Raw genomic sequence first — 18,223 nt, forward strand, 5'->3', positions numbered from 1 at the left:
AGCTTGGGATTAACTCCGCGATATCTTTACAAACGCTTAAACAAAATATCCCACACGCCGTGACCGCGCAGCTGGCCTCGGCGTTCGAATTTTGTCAGCGGACGATAATCAGGCCGTTTGCTGTAACCGCCGTTATCGGCCATATTTTCCAGAGTGCTGTCGGCCTGCAGCACATCCAGCATTTGCCTGGCGTAGTCCTCCCAGTCGGTCGCCATATGAATGACGCCGCCCGTCATCAGTTTTTGAGCCGTTAAGGCAACGAATTTATCGTTCACCAATCGCCGTTTGTTATGACGCTTCTTGTGCCACGGGTCGGGAAAGAATAGCTGCAATCCTGACAGGCTGGCTTCAGCTATATGTTGTTCCATGACCTCCAATGCGTCGGCATTGCATATCCGGACGTTGCCGAGTCCCAGTTGTTCTATTCTGATCAGCAGGTGGCCGACGCCGGGCCTGTGCACCTCAATGCCGAGAAAGTTTTTTTCCGGGGCGGCCAGCGCCATTTGCGCGAGGCTTTCGCCGTTGCCGAAGCCGATTTCCAGTATCAGCGGAGCGGGGCGGGGAAATGCCGTTCCAAGATCGATCCCTGGTAAAGTTTCTATGCCGTAGTTCGGCCATAACGTTTCAAGGGCATGTTGCTGCGCTTGGGTAATGCGTCCCTGGCGTCTGACGAAGCTGCGAATTCGGGTTTTTTCGAGGGGATTAGAAAGAAGTTCCGGCATGATGCAGATGCAAATGTAAAAGTAAAAAATATCCCGGCTAAGTATTCAGGTTGTGGTTACGCCAATTTTCAGCCGATGGTATAGAATAATACCATGGGGATAGAAATAACCGGCGATACCAACCGATGAGGACTGCAGGGTGACCGATATTATCGTAGAACATGCGCCGAGCGAAGCGCGCATGGCCGAATTGGGCGTGGAAAGCTGTGCTACCTGGCGTAAGGAGGTTTCTACCTTCGAGAGGGATTTCGACAAAGCCGAAACGGCTTATATCCTGGAGGGCGAAGTGGTGATCACGCCGGATAAAGGCGGAAATCAGGTCAGTTTCGGCGCGGGCGATCTGGTCACTTTTCCCGTAGGCCTGTCCTGCACCTGGGCGGTGCGCAAACCTTTGTTTAAACATTAACCGGTTGGGGTAGTGAATTTTGGTGTGTTCTAGTTGATGAATTTCCCGATAGATAGCGCTATAGCCGAAAACCGGACGCTGGTTCTCGTCGACGGCTCGTCGTTTCTTTACCGCGCATTTCACGGCCTGCCGCCGCTGACCAATTCGCGCGGCGAGCCGACCGGCGCCATTTTCGGCGTCGCCAATATGTTGCGCAAATTGCAGGGCGAATATCCGGGCGCGCATATCGGCGTGGTATTCGATGCGCCCGGCAAGAATTTTCGCAACGATCTGTACGAACACTACAAGGCGCATCGCCCGCCGATGCCGGACGATCTGCGCGCTCAGACCGGGCCGCTGCTGGAACTGGTGCGCGCGATGGGACTGCCGGTAATCAGGGAAAGCGGCGTCGAGGCGGACGATGTGATCGGCACGCTGACGGTTACCGCTGTTGACCAGGGTTATCGGGTGGTGATCTCCACCGGCGACAAGGACATGGCGCAACTGGTTAATGCTTCGGTGATGCTGGAAAACACCATGAACGATACGCGCATGGATGTTGCCGGCGTGCAGGAAAAATTCGGCGTGTCGCCGGAACGTATCGTCGATTATCTTGCCCTGGTGGGCGATACCTCCGACAATATACCCGGTGTACCCAAGTGCGGCCCCAAGACCGCGGTTAAATGGTTAAACGAGTTCGGTTCGCTGGAAACGCTGATGCGTCGCGCCGGCGAAGTCGGCGGCAAAATCGGTGAGAATTTGCGCGCGAGCCTGGAAATGATTCCGTTATCGCAGCAGCTTGCAACCATCAAATGCGACGTCGAGCTGCGGCTGCAGCCTGACGATCTGGCAGTACAGGCTGCCGATACGGCGCGTTTGCGCGAGCTGTTGACGCAATTCGATTTTCATAACTGGCTTAAGCAGCTCGATAGCGCAGCCGCCGGTCAGCCGGAAGTCGAAGAGCAGGGCGCGAATTACGAATGTGTATTAACCGAAGCAGCTTTCGAGCGCTGGCTGCAGCGCCTGCGGGCATCCGAGCTGTTTGCTTTCGATACCGAGACCACCAGTCTGGAGTATACCAAAGCGCGTATCGTCGGCGTTTCTTTTGCGCTTCAGCCCGATGAGGCGGCTTATGTGCCGTTGGCCCACGATTATCAGGACGCGCCCGCGCAACTGAGTACAGACTGGGTGCTGGCGCGGCTGAAACCGCTGCTGGAAGACCCTCGCCGGTTCAAACTGGGCCAGAATCTCAAATACGACGCCCATGTGCTGACCAACCACGGCATCATTTTGCGCGGCGGCGTACACGATACCATGCTGCAGTCTTACGTGTTGAACAGTGCCGCCACGCGCCACGACATGGATACGCTCGCGTCGCATTATCTAAAATACACCACACTGCATTACGAAGACGTTGCCGGTAAGGGTGCCAAGCAGATTCCGTTCGCCCAGGTCGATATAGAGCGGGCTACACGCTATGCGGCGGAAGACGCCGATGTGACGCTGAAATTGCACGAGGTCTTGTGGCCGCGACTGCTGGCGCTCCCGTCATTGCGCGCGTTATACGAAGATATAGAAATACCGTTGATTCCGGTGCTGGGGCGCATGGAAGAGACAGGCGTGCTGGTGGATGTGTTCATGCTGGCTGCGCAAAGCGGCGATTTGGCGATGCGCATGGCCGAAATCGAGCGGCAGGCGCATGAAGAAGCCGGCGAGGTTTTCAATCTGGGCTCGCCGAAGCAGATTCAGTCGCTGCTCTACGACAAGCAGAAACTGCCGGTGATCAAGAAAACGCCTACCGGACAGCCCTCCACAGACGAATCCGTGCTGCAGGAGCTGGCGGAAATTTACACTTTGCCGCGTCTGATTCTGGATTACCGCTCGATGAGCAAGCTTAAATCCACCTATGCCGATCGTTTGCCGGAGCAGGTGAATCCGCTCACCGGACGCGTGCATACTTCGTATCATCAGGCTGTGGCCGCGACCGGACGCCTGTCGTCCTCCGACCCCAATTTGCAGAATATCCCGGTGCGCACCGAAGAGGGGCGTAAAATTCGTCAGGCTTTTATCGCGCCGTCCGGAGCGAAGATCGTCGCAGCCGATTACTCGCAGATCGAGCTGCGCATCATGGCGCATTTATCCGGCGACGCAAGTCTGCTTGCCGCATTTGCGGCCGGAGCCGACATTCATCGCGCTACGGCGGCAGAAGTGTTTGCCAGTACGCTGGATGCGGTGACCATAGACCAGCGCCGCGCAGCCAAGGCGATCAATTTCGGTCTGATCTACGGAATGTCCGCATTCGGACTGGCGCGTCAGCTCGGCGTCACGCGCGAAAAGTCGCAATTGTATATCGAACTGTATTTTCAGCGTTATCCCGGCGTCAAGGCCTACATGGACGGCACCCGCGAGCTGGCTCGCGAACAGGGCTATGTGGAAACCCTGTTCGGACGCCGCCTGTATCTGCCCGAGATCAAGTCGAAAAACGCGCAGCGCCGGCAATATGCCGAACGCACGGCGATCAATGCGCCGATGCAGGGCAGCGCCGCTGATATCATCAAGCGCGCGATGCTGGCGGTGGACAGCTGGATTATCGAGAGCCATGCGCCGGTGCGCATGGTGATGCAGGTGCACGACGAACTGGTTTTTGAGGTGAGTGAGGCGGTGCTGGAGCCGGTAGTTCCGGAACTTCGCCGCAGGATGACCGGTGCAGCAGCGCTGAAAGTGCCGTTGCTGGTCGATGTGGGAATAGGCAATAATTGGGACGAGGCGCATTAGCGCATGATTTCGATGAAGCCGGCTTCGATGTATTCGCCACACAAAATATTTCTCTGCGGCAGCGCGGGGTTGTTGTTGCTGGCGTCATTGCCTGCCGCAGCCGATGTATACAAGTATGTCGATGATAGCGGTCACGTTTATTACACCGACAAGCCGAAACATTCAGGCTATAAGGTAGTGGTAAAAACGCCGATGTCGATTGCGCTGCCGTTTTCCCGCTCCAACGGCGGCAACGTCGTCATTGGGCGTAGCGTACAGTCCGCGCAAGCCTCGGCTTTGGGACGCGCGCAGTTCAGTCAGGCTATCGATTTCATGGCGAGCAAGTACCGTCTGGACCCGTTTTTGCTGCATGCGGTGATACAGGCGGAGTCAGCCTACAATCCGAGCGCGCAGTCGAATAAAGGCGCGATGGGCTTGATGCAGTTGATGCCTGATACGGCAAACCGCTACGGGGTGCGCAACCCGTGGAATCCGGTGGAAAACATAGAGGGGGGGGCGATGTATCTGCGCGATTTGCTCGGTATGTTCGAGTCCAATGTCGTGCTGGCGTTGGCGGCCTATAATTCGGGAGAGAACAACGTGCGCAAATATGGAAACAAGATACCTCCGTTTCCGGAAACCCAGGATTATGTGATGAAGGTGTTGAGTAATTATCGACGTTAGCGTTTCTTTTTTGATGTTGTTTGTAGTTTATTATTGGGTTGATATGTTGGTTCGACTCAGAAACTTTTTTAAAAAAGGGAAAGGTTATAAATGAAAATATTGTCAACCCAGCGGCAAAAAGTGCTTTACACTACAATTTTTGCAACCTTGTTGATGGCGGGGATTTCAGCGTACTCGTCGATACTCAGCCAGCAGGCCAGCATTGACGGTTGCAAACAGCACGAAATGGACGTCGCCGTTTCCATAATTCAGAGCAGTCTTCAAAGTGAAATGAACAATGCAGCGTCTAAAGCATCTGTAGTGGCGCATCTGCCATCTATCATAGATGCTTTTCGTGCAGGTAACCGTGAACAGATTTTAGCTAGACTTTTACCTGCGTTTCTAATACAGCGGGATCGTTATGGTGTAAATGAAGGGCAGTTTCACACTGCACCCGCGACATCATTCCTGCGAATTTATACGCCGGAAGCCGGACACGGTGAAGATCTGAGCAGCTTTCGCGAAATGGTCGTTAATACCAATAAAGAACACGCACCGAAAAAAGGCATTGAAGTCGGACGAGCGGGCATTAGTATTCGCGGGGTCGATTTGCTTAAGGACGCCGACGGCTACATCGGCAGTTTTGAAGTTGGCATGAGTTTCATGACTGTTCTGGATTATTTGAAGAAAAATACAGGTTTTGAAGGCGGGGCATTTGTGGATAATGAGCTGGTATCCCGCGTTGCAACTTTGCTTCCTCCGCCTGATGCCGAGCGAATTGTCGCGGGCCTTCGTAATGTGGAAGCAACCGACTGGAACGTCCTCAAGACGATAGTGACTCCTGAATTGCTGGCATCGGTGACTGGTGTAAAAACAGTATTGAAAACAGTAGCCGGTTCTGATTTTGGCATCGTTATTACTCCGCTACAGGATTACAAGGGCGTTGGTATCGGAGCCATCGTGGCGGTGAAAAAATTCGATGTGTTTCAAAAGGAATCGTCTGCCGCTGTAGTTCGAGCAATCGCTTTCGCGCTGTTGCAGGTACTGGTGCTTGCGGGAATCGTGCTGGTGATGATAAATATCATGTTTGTTCGGTCGGCATCGGTACAGGAGTCATCAAAATGATGCGGCATATACTGACGTTACTCCTGCTGATTTTCGTATCGGAAGGCGTGCTGCACGCAGAAGAGCTTCAAATTCCGGAGAATGCGCCCCGCCCGCTGAAAGTCGGCGTGGCGGTGACAGTTAATAATATCTCCAAAATCAATGATCAAGTTGGTACGATGGAAGCCGAAGTGGATGTCCAGTTGCGCTGGAAGGATCCTGATCTTGTTTTTGACTCTCGGGTAGTGGGTATGAATCGCATGGAGTTTAACCATGAGTCCGCTGAAAAAAAACTGGCAGGAATATGGACTCCCGCGTTGACGGTCGCAAACGTGACGATGCAGAGTACGGAGAAGGGGCTGTTTATTTATCCTAATGGCACAGTGGTACTCATTCAGCGGGTGAAAGGAGTTTTCAATGTCAAGTATCGGCTGGATGCTTTCCCTTTCGATACCCAGTCGCTGGCTGTTTCCATCGTGTCGGAAAAATATGATACGAACCAGATCGAACTCGTTCACGATCAGCGTGATATTAACGACTCGGGGCTCGGCAAAGACGTGAGGTTATCAGCTTGGCGGCCGCAGGCGCTTACGTTCTCCTCATCATACACATCTGGCTGGGATAAACGCAATTATCCTGCAATGCAAGCCAAAATTGTGCTTGTCCGGAATTCGTTTCCTCACCTGCTGATGATAGTCATGCCCTTTTTTCTTGTTATGCTCGTTCCGACCATTGGCATGTTTTACACTAAACTGGGCATACAATTCAGGCTGAACTTCTGGGCCGGATCCGTTCTGGCTCTGATTGCCCTGAGTTTTACTTACGCACAACGCTATTCAGGGTTGCCTCCGGACAGTATCATTACGCAGGTTATCGTGATTGGCGCAGGATATCAAACGCTCATGACAGTGCTGACCGTCACGCTTTTCGATCAGGATTACACTGACCGTTATTTTTCAAATACGGTTCTTGTTCAGGAGATAATAATTTACCTGCGTTGGGCGATTCCTCTGGGTCTGGCCGGCCTGATTCTTTCGCGAATTATGTTGACCGCATATATCGTGTGACATTTTCCACGGCTATAGTGAGCATTGAGTTGCAATTGGGCGGAAAGTCGGGTTGTACAGGAGTAAGCGGTCTGGAGTGCTGCTGTAACGAATTGCGAGCGAAACCGCTCAGACGGTATGCAACCAGCTTCTTTTAAGTCTCGGATTACCGTGTAAACCGCGTAGCGAACTCCGCGCGAACGATCTTGTCGGGGTGCCGGCGCGCAGACGCGTTGTCGTCAATATATGGATAACGCTCGGGATAGTTTTTTGATCGATCGCGTACCGGCACAGTTCATGCCGGTATGACGGATTAAATCAGTCGATCAGCTCGCGATGATCGTCAAGGATGGAAGTAGAACGCAGTTCCTACCACGGCGTAAACCATCAGCAACAGTACGCCTTCCAGCCAGTTGGAGCGTCCGTCGTTACTGATGGAATTGGTGATTAATACCGCTACCGCAATGGCTACCAGCTCGAAGGGGTGAAACTCCAGGTTCATCGGTTGCCCCCACAGCCGGCCGACGATGACAAGCAGCGGTGCGACAAACATGGCAATTTGCTGGCTGGAACCGGTTGCAACGGCGATGGCCAGGTCGATCTTGTTGCTTCTGGCGAAGCGTATCGCGGTCAAATACTCAACCATGCCGCCGAACAGCGGAATCAGAATAACACCGGTAAACAGCTGGGTCAGGTGCAGTTCATGTATGGTTTCTTCCAGACTGTGAACCAGTACTTCCGATACCAATGCCAGAATAATACTGGCAATCATCAAGGACACTATCGGGCGCACCAGTACATACGATGCGCCTTGACCGGTAGCCACTCTTTGCTGCGTATGTTCGGAAATCGCCCCGGTTTCGTACAGGGTGCGATGGGTTTTTATCGAAAACAGCAGGGTGAGCAGATAGTAGGTGAGCAATAAGATCGAGGCGATCAGCGAAAACCCGTCCAGCCAGCCCGGATCCGTGGTGCTGGATGTGGTTCGTATCGCGGTTGGAGTCAGCATAACCACCAGCGCCAGGTTTAAAGAGGATGCATTGATGCGCGCGACGCGCTGATTGAAATGCTGTTCGCTGAAACGCAGACCGCCGGCAAATATCGCCAGACCCATAGCCAATAACAGGTTGGCGACTATCGTGCCGCTGATGCTGGCCTTGACCAGATCCACCAGCCCGGATGACAATGCGACCAGCGCGATAATCATTTCGGTTGCATTGCCGAAAGTTGCATTAAGCAACCCGCCAAGGGTGGAGCCGACTTTGTCCGCAATGGTTTCTGTGGCCGATGCAATGATCGAAGCCAGAGGAATGATGGCGAGCCCGGATAGTACAAAGACCAGCAAGGGATCCCAAGCAAGCCAGTATCCTGCAAAACAGGCCGGAATGAAAACCAGCATGAACAATACCATGTGCTGTTTATCCGGCCGTGCGGCTTGTTTTAATAGTTTGGACTGTAATCTTGTATAACTCGCTCTACGATACACGGCTTTCGCCCTCAGCCGTTTTTAGAGTAAATGCGGACGATCTGTGGTTCATGCTTGCTTAAGTTGTAGTGTTTATCGATCTCAGGCAACTGTGCATCTGCACAGGATCCATTTCGTTTTGAATATCGAAAGAGTGCCAAATGTGCCGGGCACAAAAAAATGCGGCCCCTGGGGCAATCCGCCCAGGGGTCATGCATCACATCAGTAGTCGCCGCCTCAGGCGGTGGGGGAAATGCTGTTCCTGGTTTCTGCTACGGCGTCGAGTGCTGCGCGTGCGCCGTCAGTCAGACCGTGAGCAACCGGATTGTTTTTGGGGAATACGCCTGTGACAAAAACAACGCCGTACACGACGCCATAGGACAGCGTATAGGTGCTCTTGTAGACCAGCTTGGATAGCGAGTTGGAAATATTGATGCGTTGCAAGCCGGAACGCAGGTTTTCACTGGCGTTGCAAACGGCGTTTGATACGGATTTTAGCGGGCTTGAGCCTTCAATTTCACTAATGGTTGCTGCGGTCATTCGGTATCTCCTGATGAATAATAGATTTTACGAGTCTGCATGTACGTTCATTGAACATGCTAGCGTCAAATAAGACACCCGGCAAGGAAATTTGTTCAATTTCTGTACTCTATTGATATAGATAAATAATAACTATTGATTGGGTGACGAACGAAAAGTTCAGTCTGATTAAGCGGCGCTGCGCCTGATGTTCGGCGTTTCCGAGGATACAGCCTGACGTATGCTAAGGGGCAGGAAAAGTGTGCTTTTTATTGTCTTCGAGATAGGCTGTTTTCCCATGCAGGTTGGAAATAGGCCGGTAAAACCAATGCGGTTTTTACGTGGCTTGAACGAAGCGGACGGTTGTACTTTCCATGCTTTCCGCTTCATGCGAAGATAAGCGGAGCAGCTTTTTCATCCATTATCAAGATTGAAGGGGGCATTATGACTGTAAACCGTCGCTACATACGCTGGTTTAACGAGATTACCCTGGCCGATGTGCCGCTGGTCGGAGGTAAAAATGCCTCACTGGGTGAAATGTATCGAGAATTGACGGCGCATGGTGTGAACATACCCAACGGCTTTGCCGTGACGGCCGACGCCTATCGTCATGTGCTGGACAGCGCCGGTCTATGGGAAAGGCTGCATGAGTTGCTCGACGATCTGGAGGCGGACGATGTCGTGCAGTTGGCCGAGCGCGGCGCGCGCGTACGCGAACTGATCAATCTGGCGCCGCTTCCCGAAGATCTGCAGCGCGAAATCATCGGCGCTTATCACGACCTGCAGGCCGAATACGGCGATAATTTCAGCGTCGCGGTACGCAGTTCCGCCACTGCCGAAGATCTGCCCACGGCAAGTTTTGCCGGCCAGCAGGACACCTATCTTAATGTCAGCGGTGAAGTCGCATTGCTGGAGGCCTGCAAGCGCTGTTTCGCCAGCCTGTTTACCGACCGGGCCATACATTACCGCTACGATCAGGGTTTCGATCATTTTAAACTGGCGCTTTCCATCGTCGTCATGAAAATGGTGCGTTCCGATCTGGCGACCAGCGGCGTGATGTTTTCGCTCGACACAGATACCGGGTTTCGCGATACCGTGTTTATTACCGGCGCATACGGGCTGGGCGAGAACGTGGTTCAAGGCGTGGTCGATCCCGATGAGTATGTGGTTTACAAGCCCACGCTGAAACGCGGGCATCGCCATGTTTTGAAGCGTGTTAAAGGCGCCAAGGCCATTAAAATGATCTACGGCACCACGACGACCACGCTGAACGTGGAAACCTCGAAATTCGAACGCGACAGCTATTGTCTGAGCGGGGAAGAAGCGGTCAGGCTGGCGGAATACGCCGTTATCATTGAGGATTATTACAGCAAACAGGCCGGTTACGATAAACCGATGGACATGGAGTGGGCCAAGGACGGCATCGACGGGCAGTTGTACATCGTACAGGCGCGGCCGGAAACCGTGGCTTCACAAACGCAGCACAATGTGCTGGTGACGTTCGAACTGACCGGTAACGGCGAAGTGCTGGCCGAAGGGCGCGCGGTGGGCGCGCAAATAGGCATCGGACCCGCGCGGCTGATCAGCGGTCCCGAGCAAATGGCTCAATTCCGCAAAGGCGATGTGCTGGTCGCCGACATAACCACGCCGGATTGGGAACCGGTCATGAAAATTGCCTCCGCCATAGTTACCAATCGTGGGGGGCGCACTTGTCACGCCGCGATCGTCGCTCGCGAGTTGGGTATACCCGCCGTTGTCGGTTGTGATAATGCGACCCGTGTGATACCTGATGGCGAGTTGATTACCGTCGCCTGTTCGGAAGGCGATATCGGCAGAATTTATCGTGGTGAAATCGGGTTTCAACGCAACGAGACGCGGCTTGACGAACTGGCGCGCCCCAAAACCCATATCATGCTGAATCTTGGCAACCCCGATCTGGCGTTCAAGACCAGCTTCCTGCCGAACGAGGGGGTAGGGCTGGCGCGCATGGAATTCATCATCGCCAACCATATCAAGGCGCATCCGATGGCCTTGCTATATCCCGAACGCGTTGCCGAGGCCGACGCGCGTCAGGAAATTCAAACGCTGATACGCGATTATCCTGACGGCGCCACTTATTTCACGCACAAACTGGCGGAAGGGGTGGGAGTTATCGCCGCGGCTTTTTATCCTAAGCCGGTGATTGTGCGCATGTCCGACTTCAAAACCAACGAATATGCAACCTTACTGGGCGGTGCGGCGTTCGAACAGGACGAAAGCAATCCGATGATTGGTTTTAGAGGAGCTTCGCGTTATACTCATCCGGCATATGAAGAAGGTTTCGCATTGGAATGTGCGGCGATGAGGCGGGTGCGCGACGAATTCGGCTTAAGCAACGTCAGGTTGATGATTCCATTCGTGCGACGGGTGGAAGAAGCGCGGTGCGTGATCGAGCGTATGGCCGAGCTGGGTCTGGCGCGAGGAGAGAGGGGGCTGGAAATTTACATGATGTGCGAGATTCCGAATAACGTGGTGCAGATTGATGCGTTTCTCGAATATTTCGATGGCTTGTCGATAGGCTCCAACGATTTGACTCAGCTTGCGCTCGGCGTCGATCGCGACTCCGAGATTGTGGCTTTCGATTTCGACGAGCGTGATCCCGGCGTAAAAACATTGATCAGGCAGGCGGTGGAAGGCGCTGCCCGGCACGGTAAACATTCCGGTATCTGCGGTCAGGCGCCGTCCGATTATCCTGATATGGCCGAATATCTGGTGGAAATCGGTATCGATTCCATGAGTCTCAACCCCGACAGCGTACTGGATGTAACGCGGTCCGTGCTGGCGCTGGAGGCGAAGCTTGCCGGATGATACGAAGTTTCGGCAACCATTTCGCCCTGGATTTTGAGGTACGGGATTCGGCTCGCATACGCTTTGTTGCAAATCCTATTGTGGACAGATGAGCAACGTGTTACTGGTGTCAAATAGCCGATGTATTATTGGGTTTTTTTCTTAATGCTCCAGTGGTCGCTGTGCGTTCATGCCGGCGACTTTTTCGACGACCCGCTCGATACCGATAGTCTGGTAGGCGCCAGCGCCGGCAAGCAGGCGAATAGTCCGCAGAAGGGCGATCCCTGCCTGACAACGGGTAGAAAGCCGGAGGTCTGGAGCCTGCTGGAAATTATCGACCAGGCTTTGTGCCACAATCCGCAAACATGGCAGGCCTGGGCCGGCGCGCGCGTTCAAGCCGCGCAGGTCGGTGGCGCCAAAACGGCTTATCTGCCTACCGTATCGGTCAGTGTTCCCGTGAACGAAAGCAAGAATTCATCTTCGGTCAATTCCGGGACTGGCGGCAGCAACATTTCCGGCGCCGCAGTGGGGCTGCAGACGCGCATGACGCCAGCAGCAACGCTGAATTATCTGCTGTATGATTTCGGCGGCAGAAACGCGCGCCTGGACAATGCCATCGCCGCTCTGGAGGCAGCCAACTGGAGCCAGAACGTGGCGATACAGAACGTCATGTTTGGCGCGGTTCAGGCTTATTACCAGATGTTTGCTGCGCAAGCCGCCGCTGAAGCGGCACTGATATCATGGCAAACCAGCGACGAAATACTGAAAGCGACCCAGCTTCGTCACGACGTCGGCGCCGTAGCCATTTCGGATGTGCTGCAGGCCCAGACCGCTGCTACCCAGGCCAAGCTGACGCTGCAGCAAGCCGAGGGCAACTCCAGGATCTCGATGGGCGCGCTGGCAACCGCGATGGGCATGGATGCCGGCCCCAAACTCCGGGTGGCCACGCCGGATTACCAGAATCCCGACAATGAGCGCGAACAGGATGTCAACCATTTGATCGAACAGGCGAAAAACATGCGTCCCGATCTCGCGGCGGCGGCAGCCCAGGTCAAGGCTGCGGAAGCCAATGTTCGCGCAGCCGAAGCAACCGGCATGCCGCAAATCTCATTGACAGGTACTTATGGCTATAACTTTTCCTCGTTGAATAACTATGCCGCTCTTGTCAGCTGGTCGGCGGGCTTACAGATAAGCATGCCGTTGTTCAACGGTTTTTCGACTACCTATCAGGTTCACTCGGCCAAGGAGCAGGTCGCGCTTCAGGCGGCGAATCGCGATCAATTGGAGCAAACCATCTCTCAGGCGGTGTGGTCCAGCTATCACAGCATGAATACCGCGCGTGAAACTCTGCGCACCTCCCTGGTTTTGCTGGATAACGCCACGCAGAACGAAGGAGTTCTCTATGGACGCTATCAGGCTGGGGCGGGCAATATCATCGATTTGCTCAACTCGCAGGTCAATCTGTCCAATGCCCGCGTGCAACTGGTGCAGTCGCGTTATAACTGGAGCATCGCCAAGGCGCAACTGGCGCAGGCTATAGGCCGTCTTGATCTGGACGAATTAATGCGTGACTTCAAACTGACTTCCGGTAAACCCCGTTCTTGAGAATATTGATGAATATTCAGTTCCGTTCTTCTTGCGCGCCCATGCAAAGTCCGATGTTGCGGGAGGGCGGTTTATGAGCACGCGGAAACGTAGCGCGCTGTTGCTTATCGGCCTGGTGTTGCTTGCCGCAGCCGCTACCTGGTTTTTGTTCGCAGGCAAAAAAGATGCCGGGTTACGACCCGAACGCAAGACCGCGCCGATACCTGTTAAAACCGAGCAGGTGCGGTCCGGCGATCTGGCTGTTTATCTTAATGCCTTGGGCAATGTAACGGCTTTCAACACGGTTACCGTGAAAACCCGTGTCGGCGGCGAGCTGATGCGTATCGCCTTCAAGGAAGGGCAAACGGTTAGACAGGGCGATCTGCTTGCGGAAATCGACCCTCGTCCCTATCAGGCTCAATTGGATCAGGCTCAGGGGAAAATTACCGGGGACCGGGCACAGCTCGACTTTGCACGGCTGGAGCTCGATCGAGACAAGGTGCTGATCAAGAAGGACTATATTCCGCTTTCGCAGATGCAGACCCAGAGCGCATCGGTCAATCAGTTGCTTGGAACCATAGCTTCCGACCAGGGAGCGATAGACTCGGCGCGTTTGCAGTTGTCGTTCTGTCATATCCAGGCGCCGCTCAGCGGGCGCATAGGATTAAAAATGGTCGATCAAGGCAATATTCTGAATGTTTCCGATCCCATCGTCGTGATCACCCAGCTGCAGCCGATTTCGGTCATTTTCAGCGTGCCGCAGGATCAGCTTCCTGCTTTGCAGAGACGCATGAAAGAGGGGGCTGCGCTTCCTGTAGATGCCTTCGATCGTGATCGTAAAAACAAACTTGCGATCGGCCAGCTTTGGAGTAGCGATAATCTGATCGATACCACGACCGGAACGCTACGCTTAAAAGCGGTTTTCGACAATCAGGACGGCGCGCTCTTCCCCAATCAGTTTGTCAATATCCGCTTGCTGCTGGAAACGCGTGCGCAGCAGATACTGGCTCCTCGCTCCGCCGTGCAGCAGGATCCGCAGGGGTTTCATGTTTTTGTAGTCAAGCCGGACAACACCGTTACCGTCAGGCAGGTATCGACCGGACCTTCCGAAGGGGACTTCACCGTTATCGCCGCAGGGCTGGAAGCGGGAGAAAACGTGGTCACCGACGGGCTCGACAAGCTGCGAGAAGGCAGTACGATACGTCCGCCGGGCGACGCTGCGGAGAATACTTCCGCGCCTGCAGCCGGCGCGCCCGAGCGCAGCGCAGGAAAAAGACCTCCACAGTGAATATTTCCAAGCCGTTCATCCTGCGTCCGGTCGCCACCACCATGCTGATGATGGGGGTGCTGCTGGTCGGGTTACTCAGCTTCAAGCGTCTGCCGGTTTCGGCCTTGCCGCAAGTGGAATATCCGACCTTGCAGGTGCAGGTTTTTTACCCGGGCGCCAGTCCTGAAGTCGTCGCTTCCACTATTACCGCGCCGCTGGAAAAACAGCTGGGCCAGATTGCCGGTTTGCAGCAGATGTCGTCATCGAGTTCGCTGGGCGCGGCTGCGATCACGCTGCAATTTGCGCTCGAACTGAATATCGATATTGCCGAACAGCAAGTACAGGCGGCGATTAACGCCGCATCCAGTTATCTGCCTCGCGATCTGCCCACGCCGCCCACTTACAGCAAGCGTAATCCGGCCGATGCGCCGGTAATGACGCTGGCGCTGACTTCTTCGACCTTGCCGTTGACAGCGGTCGAAGATCTGGCCGATACGCGCATGGCGCAGAAAATTTCGCAGATGCCGGGGGTGGGTATGGTGAGTTTGAACGGGGGGCAAAAGCCCTCTACTCATATACGCGTAAACCCCACCGCGTTGTCGTCCTACGGCATCAGTATGGAGGACTTGCGGTCGGCATTGACGCTGGCCAGCGTCAATCAGGCCAAGGGCAGTTTCGACGGCACTACACTGGCGCACACCATACTGGCGAACGATCAGGTGATGAGCCTGGACGAGTTTCGCAAGCTGGTGATCGTATGGCGCAACAATGCGCCGGTGCGCATTTCCGATATCGCGGAAGTGAGCGAGGAGCCCGAAAATACCCGCCAGAAAAGCTGGATGGACGAGCAGCCGGCCATCGTATTGAATATACATCGCCAGCCCGGCGCGAATACCATAGAAGTTGTCGATCGCATCAAGGCGTTGTTGCCCCAGCTTAGGAGCAGTTTGCCTGCTTCCGTGGACGTGCGGGTGCTTTCCGATCGCACCGTTACCATACGCGCTTCCATAGAGGCCGTTGAGCATGAATTGCTGCTGACTATCGCGCTGGTGGTGATGGTGATTTTTCTGTTTCTGCGCAACCTGCCCGCCACATTGATACCCAGTTTATCGGTGCCGTTATCGCTGGTAGGTACTTTTACGGTGATGTACGCGCTGGATTACAGTCTGAATAACCTGACGCTGATGGCGTTGACCATCGCTACCGGTTTTGTTGTTGACGACGCCATCGTCATGCTGGAAAACATCATGCGCTACATCGAAAAAGGCATGTCTCCGCTTGATGCGGCATTGAAGGGGTCGGGCGAAATCGGTTTTACCATCCTGTCTCTGACCGCCTCGCTGATCGCGGTGCTGATCCCGTTGCTGCTGATGGGCGATGTGCTAGGGCGTTTGTTCAGGGAGTTTGCGGTGACGCTGAGCATCGCTATCCTGGTTTCCGCTTTCGTGTCGCTGACTCTGACGCCGATGTTGTGCGCGCGTTTGGGGAAACGGGATCGGCCTGATCAAGACACGGAGCGCGACGTCGATTTCTTTCACAAACTTGTTGCTGCATATGGACGCAGTCTGCAGTGGGTGCTGGCGCGCAGCAACCAGACCATCGTGATTGCCGTTGCGATGCTGGCGGTAACGGGCGCTTTGCTATGGATTGTTCCGAAGGGGTTTTTTCCGATCCAGGATACCGGCATGCTGCTGGGTTTTACCGAAGCGGATCAATCCATAGCCTACGATGCGATGACCGCTCGCCAGGAAGCCTTGAACCGTCTGATACTGCAGGATCCGGCAGTGGAAAGCCTGTCTTCCTTTGTCGGCGTGGATGGAGTCAACACCACTCTGAATAACGGCCGTATCCAGATCAACCTCAAATCGCTGGCCGAACGCGAGGGTGCCGATATCGTGATCAAACGTCTGCAGGCGGCCGCGGATACCATTAAAGGCATACGCCTCTATTTGCAGCCGGTGCAGGATCTTTCTGTAGAGGATAGATTGAGCCGTACACAATTCCAGCTCACACTGGAAAGCGCGGATCGCGCCGTACTGGACGAATGGACGCCGCGCGTATTGGAGAAGCTGAGCGCACTGCCCGAGTTGCGTGATGTTGCAGGCGATCTACAGAACAATGCACGCGTCACCCGTCTGATAATCGACCGCGATAGCGCGTCGCGTTTGGGTATTACGCCGCAAATGATAGACGATAATTTATACGATGCCTTCGGTCAGCGTCAGATCATTACCCGCTTTACGCAAATCAATCAGTATCGCGTAATCCTGGAAGTCGGCAGGCGTTTTCAGCGCGACCCGGAAAGTCTCGACCAGATTTTCATACCGGTAAATGGCGGCCGTGTCGTGCCATTGTCGGGTTTGACCCGGCGCGAAGAGCGCAATGGCCCGCTGGTTATCAACCGTCAGGGGCAGTTTCCGGTAGTTACGCTGTCATTCAATCTGGCGCCGAAAGCTTCGCTGGGCGATGCGGTGGATCAGGTGCAGACGGTGATCGACAGGCTGGAATTGCCTGCCAGCATACGCGTGCGTTTTCAGGGGACGGCAAAAGCGTTTCAGGGTGCGCTGGGCAGCGAGTTGCCGCTGCTGCTTGCCGCCGTGGTGACGGTTTATATCGTGCTGGGCGTATTGTATGAAAGCTATATCCATCCGGTGACCATACTGTCCACGCTGCCGTCTGCCGCGGTCGGCGCGGTACTGATGCTGCTGATTTTTGGGGCGGACCTGGATATCGTGGCGTTGATAGGTATTGTATTGCTGATCGGCATAGTCGAGAAAAACGCAATCATGATGATCGACTTCGCGCTGGACGCGCAGCGCAATGACGGTCTGTCGCCGCAGGAAGCGATTTTTCAGGCCTGTTTGCTGCGTTTTCGTCCGATAATGATGACAACCATGGCCGCCCTGCTGGCCGGCGTTCCGCTTGCCTTGGGTTCCGGGATGGGTCAGGAAATGCGCCGTCCATTGGGTATCGTCATCGTCGGAGGATTGGTGTTCAGTCAGCTGATGACGCTTTACACTACGCCCGCGATATATCTGGGTTTCGATCGGTTGGCGCAGCGGCTTAAAGTGTATGGAGCGAGCTAGAAAAGGGCTGCGCGTCTGACTTATAAAACCGGTCATTGCTGAAATAACGGCTGAGCGAACCATTCATTTCCTGTCAATCCCTGCAGGAGCGAACTTAAACCCGCTTCTGCAGGGAAATTCATCCGAAGCTGTTTTTTATGGACCCTGCGGACGGCGCAAGCGAATTTGCCGCGCGCTTGCCCGGCATTTATTTCAAAATTGCAGGATGCGAGTGTCGCAAATTGCCGGTCCTGTCCATTGGTGCCAATAGCTGCCGATATCGACGACGATAACCGTGTCATGTCGTGTATCCAGTTTTTTCGGCGCGGCTTCTCTTCAGTTTTCCTTGCCGTAGAGTATGTTGAGCGCAAAGGTTTTGCCATGTAGCGTAATCGAAATATCTTCGCCTTGTGGTACCTGTTTCAGGCGCTCCGGTGAACGCTGGTGCAATTCAATGAAGTTGACGGGATACAATCTTTCTCTTGTTATCAAAACATACATGTCTTATGTGCGTTGCAGGTATTCTGGTGTACGGGATGAAATGCGCTGAATAATGTTTACGAGCTTTATCTATGGCTAAGCATCCCTTTTTGGCGGATGCTGTTTTAATGTCATCGTTCAGATGGAAAGAAGCGGAGCGAGTAACCCTTAAGTAGTGTATGCGTAGGGTGAAATGATAGTGTATTGTTTTATAATGATTATTTATGGCATGTTATAGATAAAGCCAAAGATTACCCAGAAAGGTGTTGACGGTAACAGGAAGTTCTGTATAATGAGCGGCTCAGTTCGGCAGTAGATCAAAACGAACGGTTCTTTAAAAAAG

Annotated in this window: 13 protein-coding genes; 9 read left to right on the plus strand and 4 right to left on the minus strand. The window is 54.1% G+C overall.

Annotation, left to right across the window (positions count from 1 at the left end):
* Positions 1-26: 26 nt before the first annotated feature.
* Entirely contained in the window at positions 27-722 is a 696-nt protein-coding gene (trmB, locus tag F6R98_RS04130) for a tRNA (guanosine(46)-N7)-methyltransferase TrmB (RefSeq protein WP_153247900.1), read from the minus strand.
* 139 nt (positions 723-861) lie between these two features.
* Here trmB and F6R98_RS04135 point away from each other — a divergent pair, with 139 nt between their 5' ends.
* The 5 genes from F6R98_RS04135 to F6R98_RS04155 all read left to right on the plus strand — a co-directional run bounded on the left by F6R98_RS04135 (position 862) and on the right by F6R98_RS04155 (position 6,695).
* Positions 862-1,128, plus strand: a complete 267-nt coding sequence (locus F6R98_RS04135) for a cupin domain-containing protein (RefSeq protein WP_153247901.1) — start codon at positions 862-864, stop codon at positions 1,126-1,128.
* 36 nt (positions 1,129-1,164) lie between these two features.
* Positions 1,165-3,882, plus strand: a complete 2,718-nt coding sequence (gene polA / locus F6R98_RS04140) for a DNA polymerase I (protein ID WP_153247902.1) — start codon at positions 1,165-1,167, stop codon at positions 3,880-3,882.
* Between the two features lie 12 nt (positions 3,883-3,894).
* On the plus strand, positions 3,895-4,545 hold the full coding sequence (locus F6R98_RS04145) for a lytic transglycosylase domain-containing protein (protein WP_228125221.1): 651 nt from the start codon (positions 3,895-3,897) through the stop codon (positions 4,543-4,545).
* A gap of 90 nt (positions 4,546-4,635) precedes the next feature.
* Positions 4,636-5,649, plus strand: coding sequence for a cache domain-containing protein (locus F6R98_RS04150; RefSeq protein WP_153247903.1), 1,014 nt, complete (start codon positions 4,636-4,638; stop codon positions 5,647-5,649).
* On the plus strand, positions 5,646-6,695 hold the full coding sequence (locus F6R98_RS04155; RefSeq protein WP_153247904.1) for a ligand-gated ion channel: 1,050 nt from the start codon (positions 5,646-5,648) through the stop codon (positions 6,693-6,695). The genes F6R98_RS04150 and F6R98_RS04155 overlap by 4 nt, the downstream gene beginning before the upstream one ends.
* 322 nt (positions 6,696-7,017) lie before the next feature.
* On the opposite strand, the gene cax is transcribed toward F6R98_RS04155, so the two are convergent.
* Positions 7,018-8,073, minus strand: coding sequence for a calcium/proton exchanger (cax, locus tag F6R98_RS04160; RefSeq protein WP_228125079.1), 1,056 nt, complete (start codon positions 8,071-8,073; stop codon positions 7,018-7,020).
* 303 nt (positions 8,074-8,376) lie between these two features.
* Positions 8,377-8,679: a hypothetical protein gene (locus tag F6R98_RS04165; RefSeq protein ID WP_153247906.1), complete on the minus strand. Its 303-nt coding sequence runs from the start codon at positions 8,677-8,679 to the stop codon at positions 8,377-8,379.
* A gap of 423 nt (positions 8,680-9,102) precedes the next feature.
* Between F6R98_RS04165 and ppsA the strand changes: the two genes are divergently transcribed.
* The 4 genes from ppsA (at position 9,103) to F6R98_RS04185 (ending at position 17,421) form a co-directional block, all read left to right on the plus strand.
* Positions 9,103-11,505, plus strand: coding sequence for a phosphoenolpyruvate synthase (gene ppsA, locus F6R98_RS04170; protein ID WP_153247907.1), 2,403 nt, complete (start codon positions 9,103-9,105; stop codon positions 11,503-11,505).
* Positions 11,506-11,649: 144 nt separating this feature from the next.
* Complete coding sequence (locus tag F6R98_RS04175; protein ID WP_194270130.1) at positions 11,650-13,089, plus strand: TolC family protein; 1,440 nt, start codon at positions 11,650-11,652, stop codon at positions 13,087-13,089.
* A gap of 73 nt (positions 13,090-13,162) precedes the next feature.
* Positions 13,163-14,356, plus strand: a complete 1,194-nt coding sequence (locus F6R98_RS04180) for an efflux RND transporter periplasmic adaptor subunit (RefSeq protein WP_153247909.1) — start codon at positions 13,163-13,165, stop codon at positions 14,354-14,356.
* Positions 14,353-17,421 (plus strand): efflux RND transporter permease subunit, encoded by a 3,069-nt coding sequence (locus F6R98_RS04185; protein WP_153247910.1) that lies wholly within the window; start codon positions 14,353-14,355, stop codon positions 17,419-17,421. The genes F6R98_RS04180 and F6R98_RS04185 overlap by 4 nt, the downstream gene beginning before the upstream one ends.
* A 315-nt stretch (positions 17,422-17,736) precedes the next feature.
* On the opposite strand, the gene F6R98_RS04190 is transcribed toward F6R98_RS04185, so the two are convergent.
* Entirely contained in the window at positions 17,737-17,901 is a 165-nt protein-coding gene (locus F6R98_RS04190; RefSeq protein WP_194270131.1) for a hypothetical protein, read from the minus strand.
* Positions 17,902-18,223: the final 322 nt, after the last annotated feature.

The sequence above is a fragment of the Candidatus Methylospira mobilis genome, from assembly GCF_009498235.1.
In the GTDB taxonomy this organism is placed as follows: Bacteria; Pseudomonadota; Gammaproteobacteria; order Methylococcales; family Methylococcaceae; genus Methylospira; species Methylospira mobilis.

Bases quoted from the DNA above. Each gene is read 5' to 3' on its own strand.
- trmB (WP_153247900.1), bottom strand. From the start codon at position 722: ATGCCGGAACTTCTTTCTAATCCCCTCGAAAAAACCCGAATTCGCAGC.
- polA (WP_153247902.1), top strand. From the start codon at position 1,165: ATGAATTTCCCGATAGATAGCGCTATAGCCGAAAACCGGACGCTGGTT.
- F6R98_RS04145 (WP_228125221.1), top strand. From the start codon at position 3,895: ATGAAGCCGGCTTCGATGTATTCGCCACACAAAATATTTCTCTGCGGC.
- F6R98_RS04150 (WP_153247903.1), top strand. From the start codon at position 4,636: ATGAAAATATTGTCAACCCAGCGGCAAAAAGTGCTTTACACTACAATT.
- F6R98_RS04155 (WP_153247904.1), top strand. From the start codon at position 5,646: ATGATGCGGCATATACTGACGTTACTCCTGCTGATTTTCGTATCGGAA.
- cax (WP_228125079.1), bottom strand. From the start codon at position 8,073: ATGCTGGTTTTCATTCCGGCCTGTTTTGCAGGATACTGGCTTGCTTGG.
- F6R98_RS04165 (WP_153247906.1), bottom strand. From the start codon at position 8,679: ATGACCGCAGCAACCATTAGTGAAATTGAAGGCTCAAGCCCGCTAAAA.
- ppsA (WP_153247907.1), top strand. From the start codon at position 9,103: ATGACTGTAAACCGTCGCTACATACGCTGGTTTAACGAGATTACCCTG.
- F6R98_RS04175 (WP_194270130.1), top strand. From the start codon at position 11,650: ATGCTCCAGTGGTCGCTGTGCGTTCATGCCGGCGACTTTTTCGACGAC.
- F6R98_RS04180 (WP_153247909.1), top strand. From the start codon at position 13,163: ATGAGCACGCGGAAACGTAGCGCGCTGTTGCTTATCGGCCTGGTGTTG.
- F6R98_RS04190 (WP_194270131.1), bottom strand. From the start codon at position 17,901: ATGTATGTTTTGATAACAAGAGAAAGATTGTATCCCGTCAACTTCATT.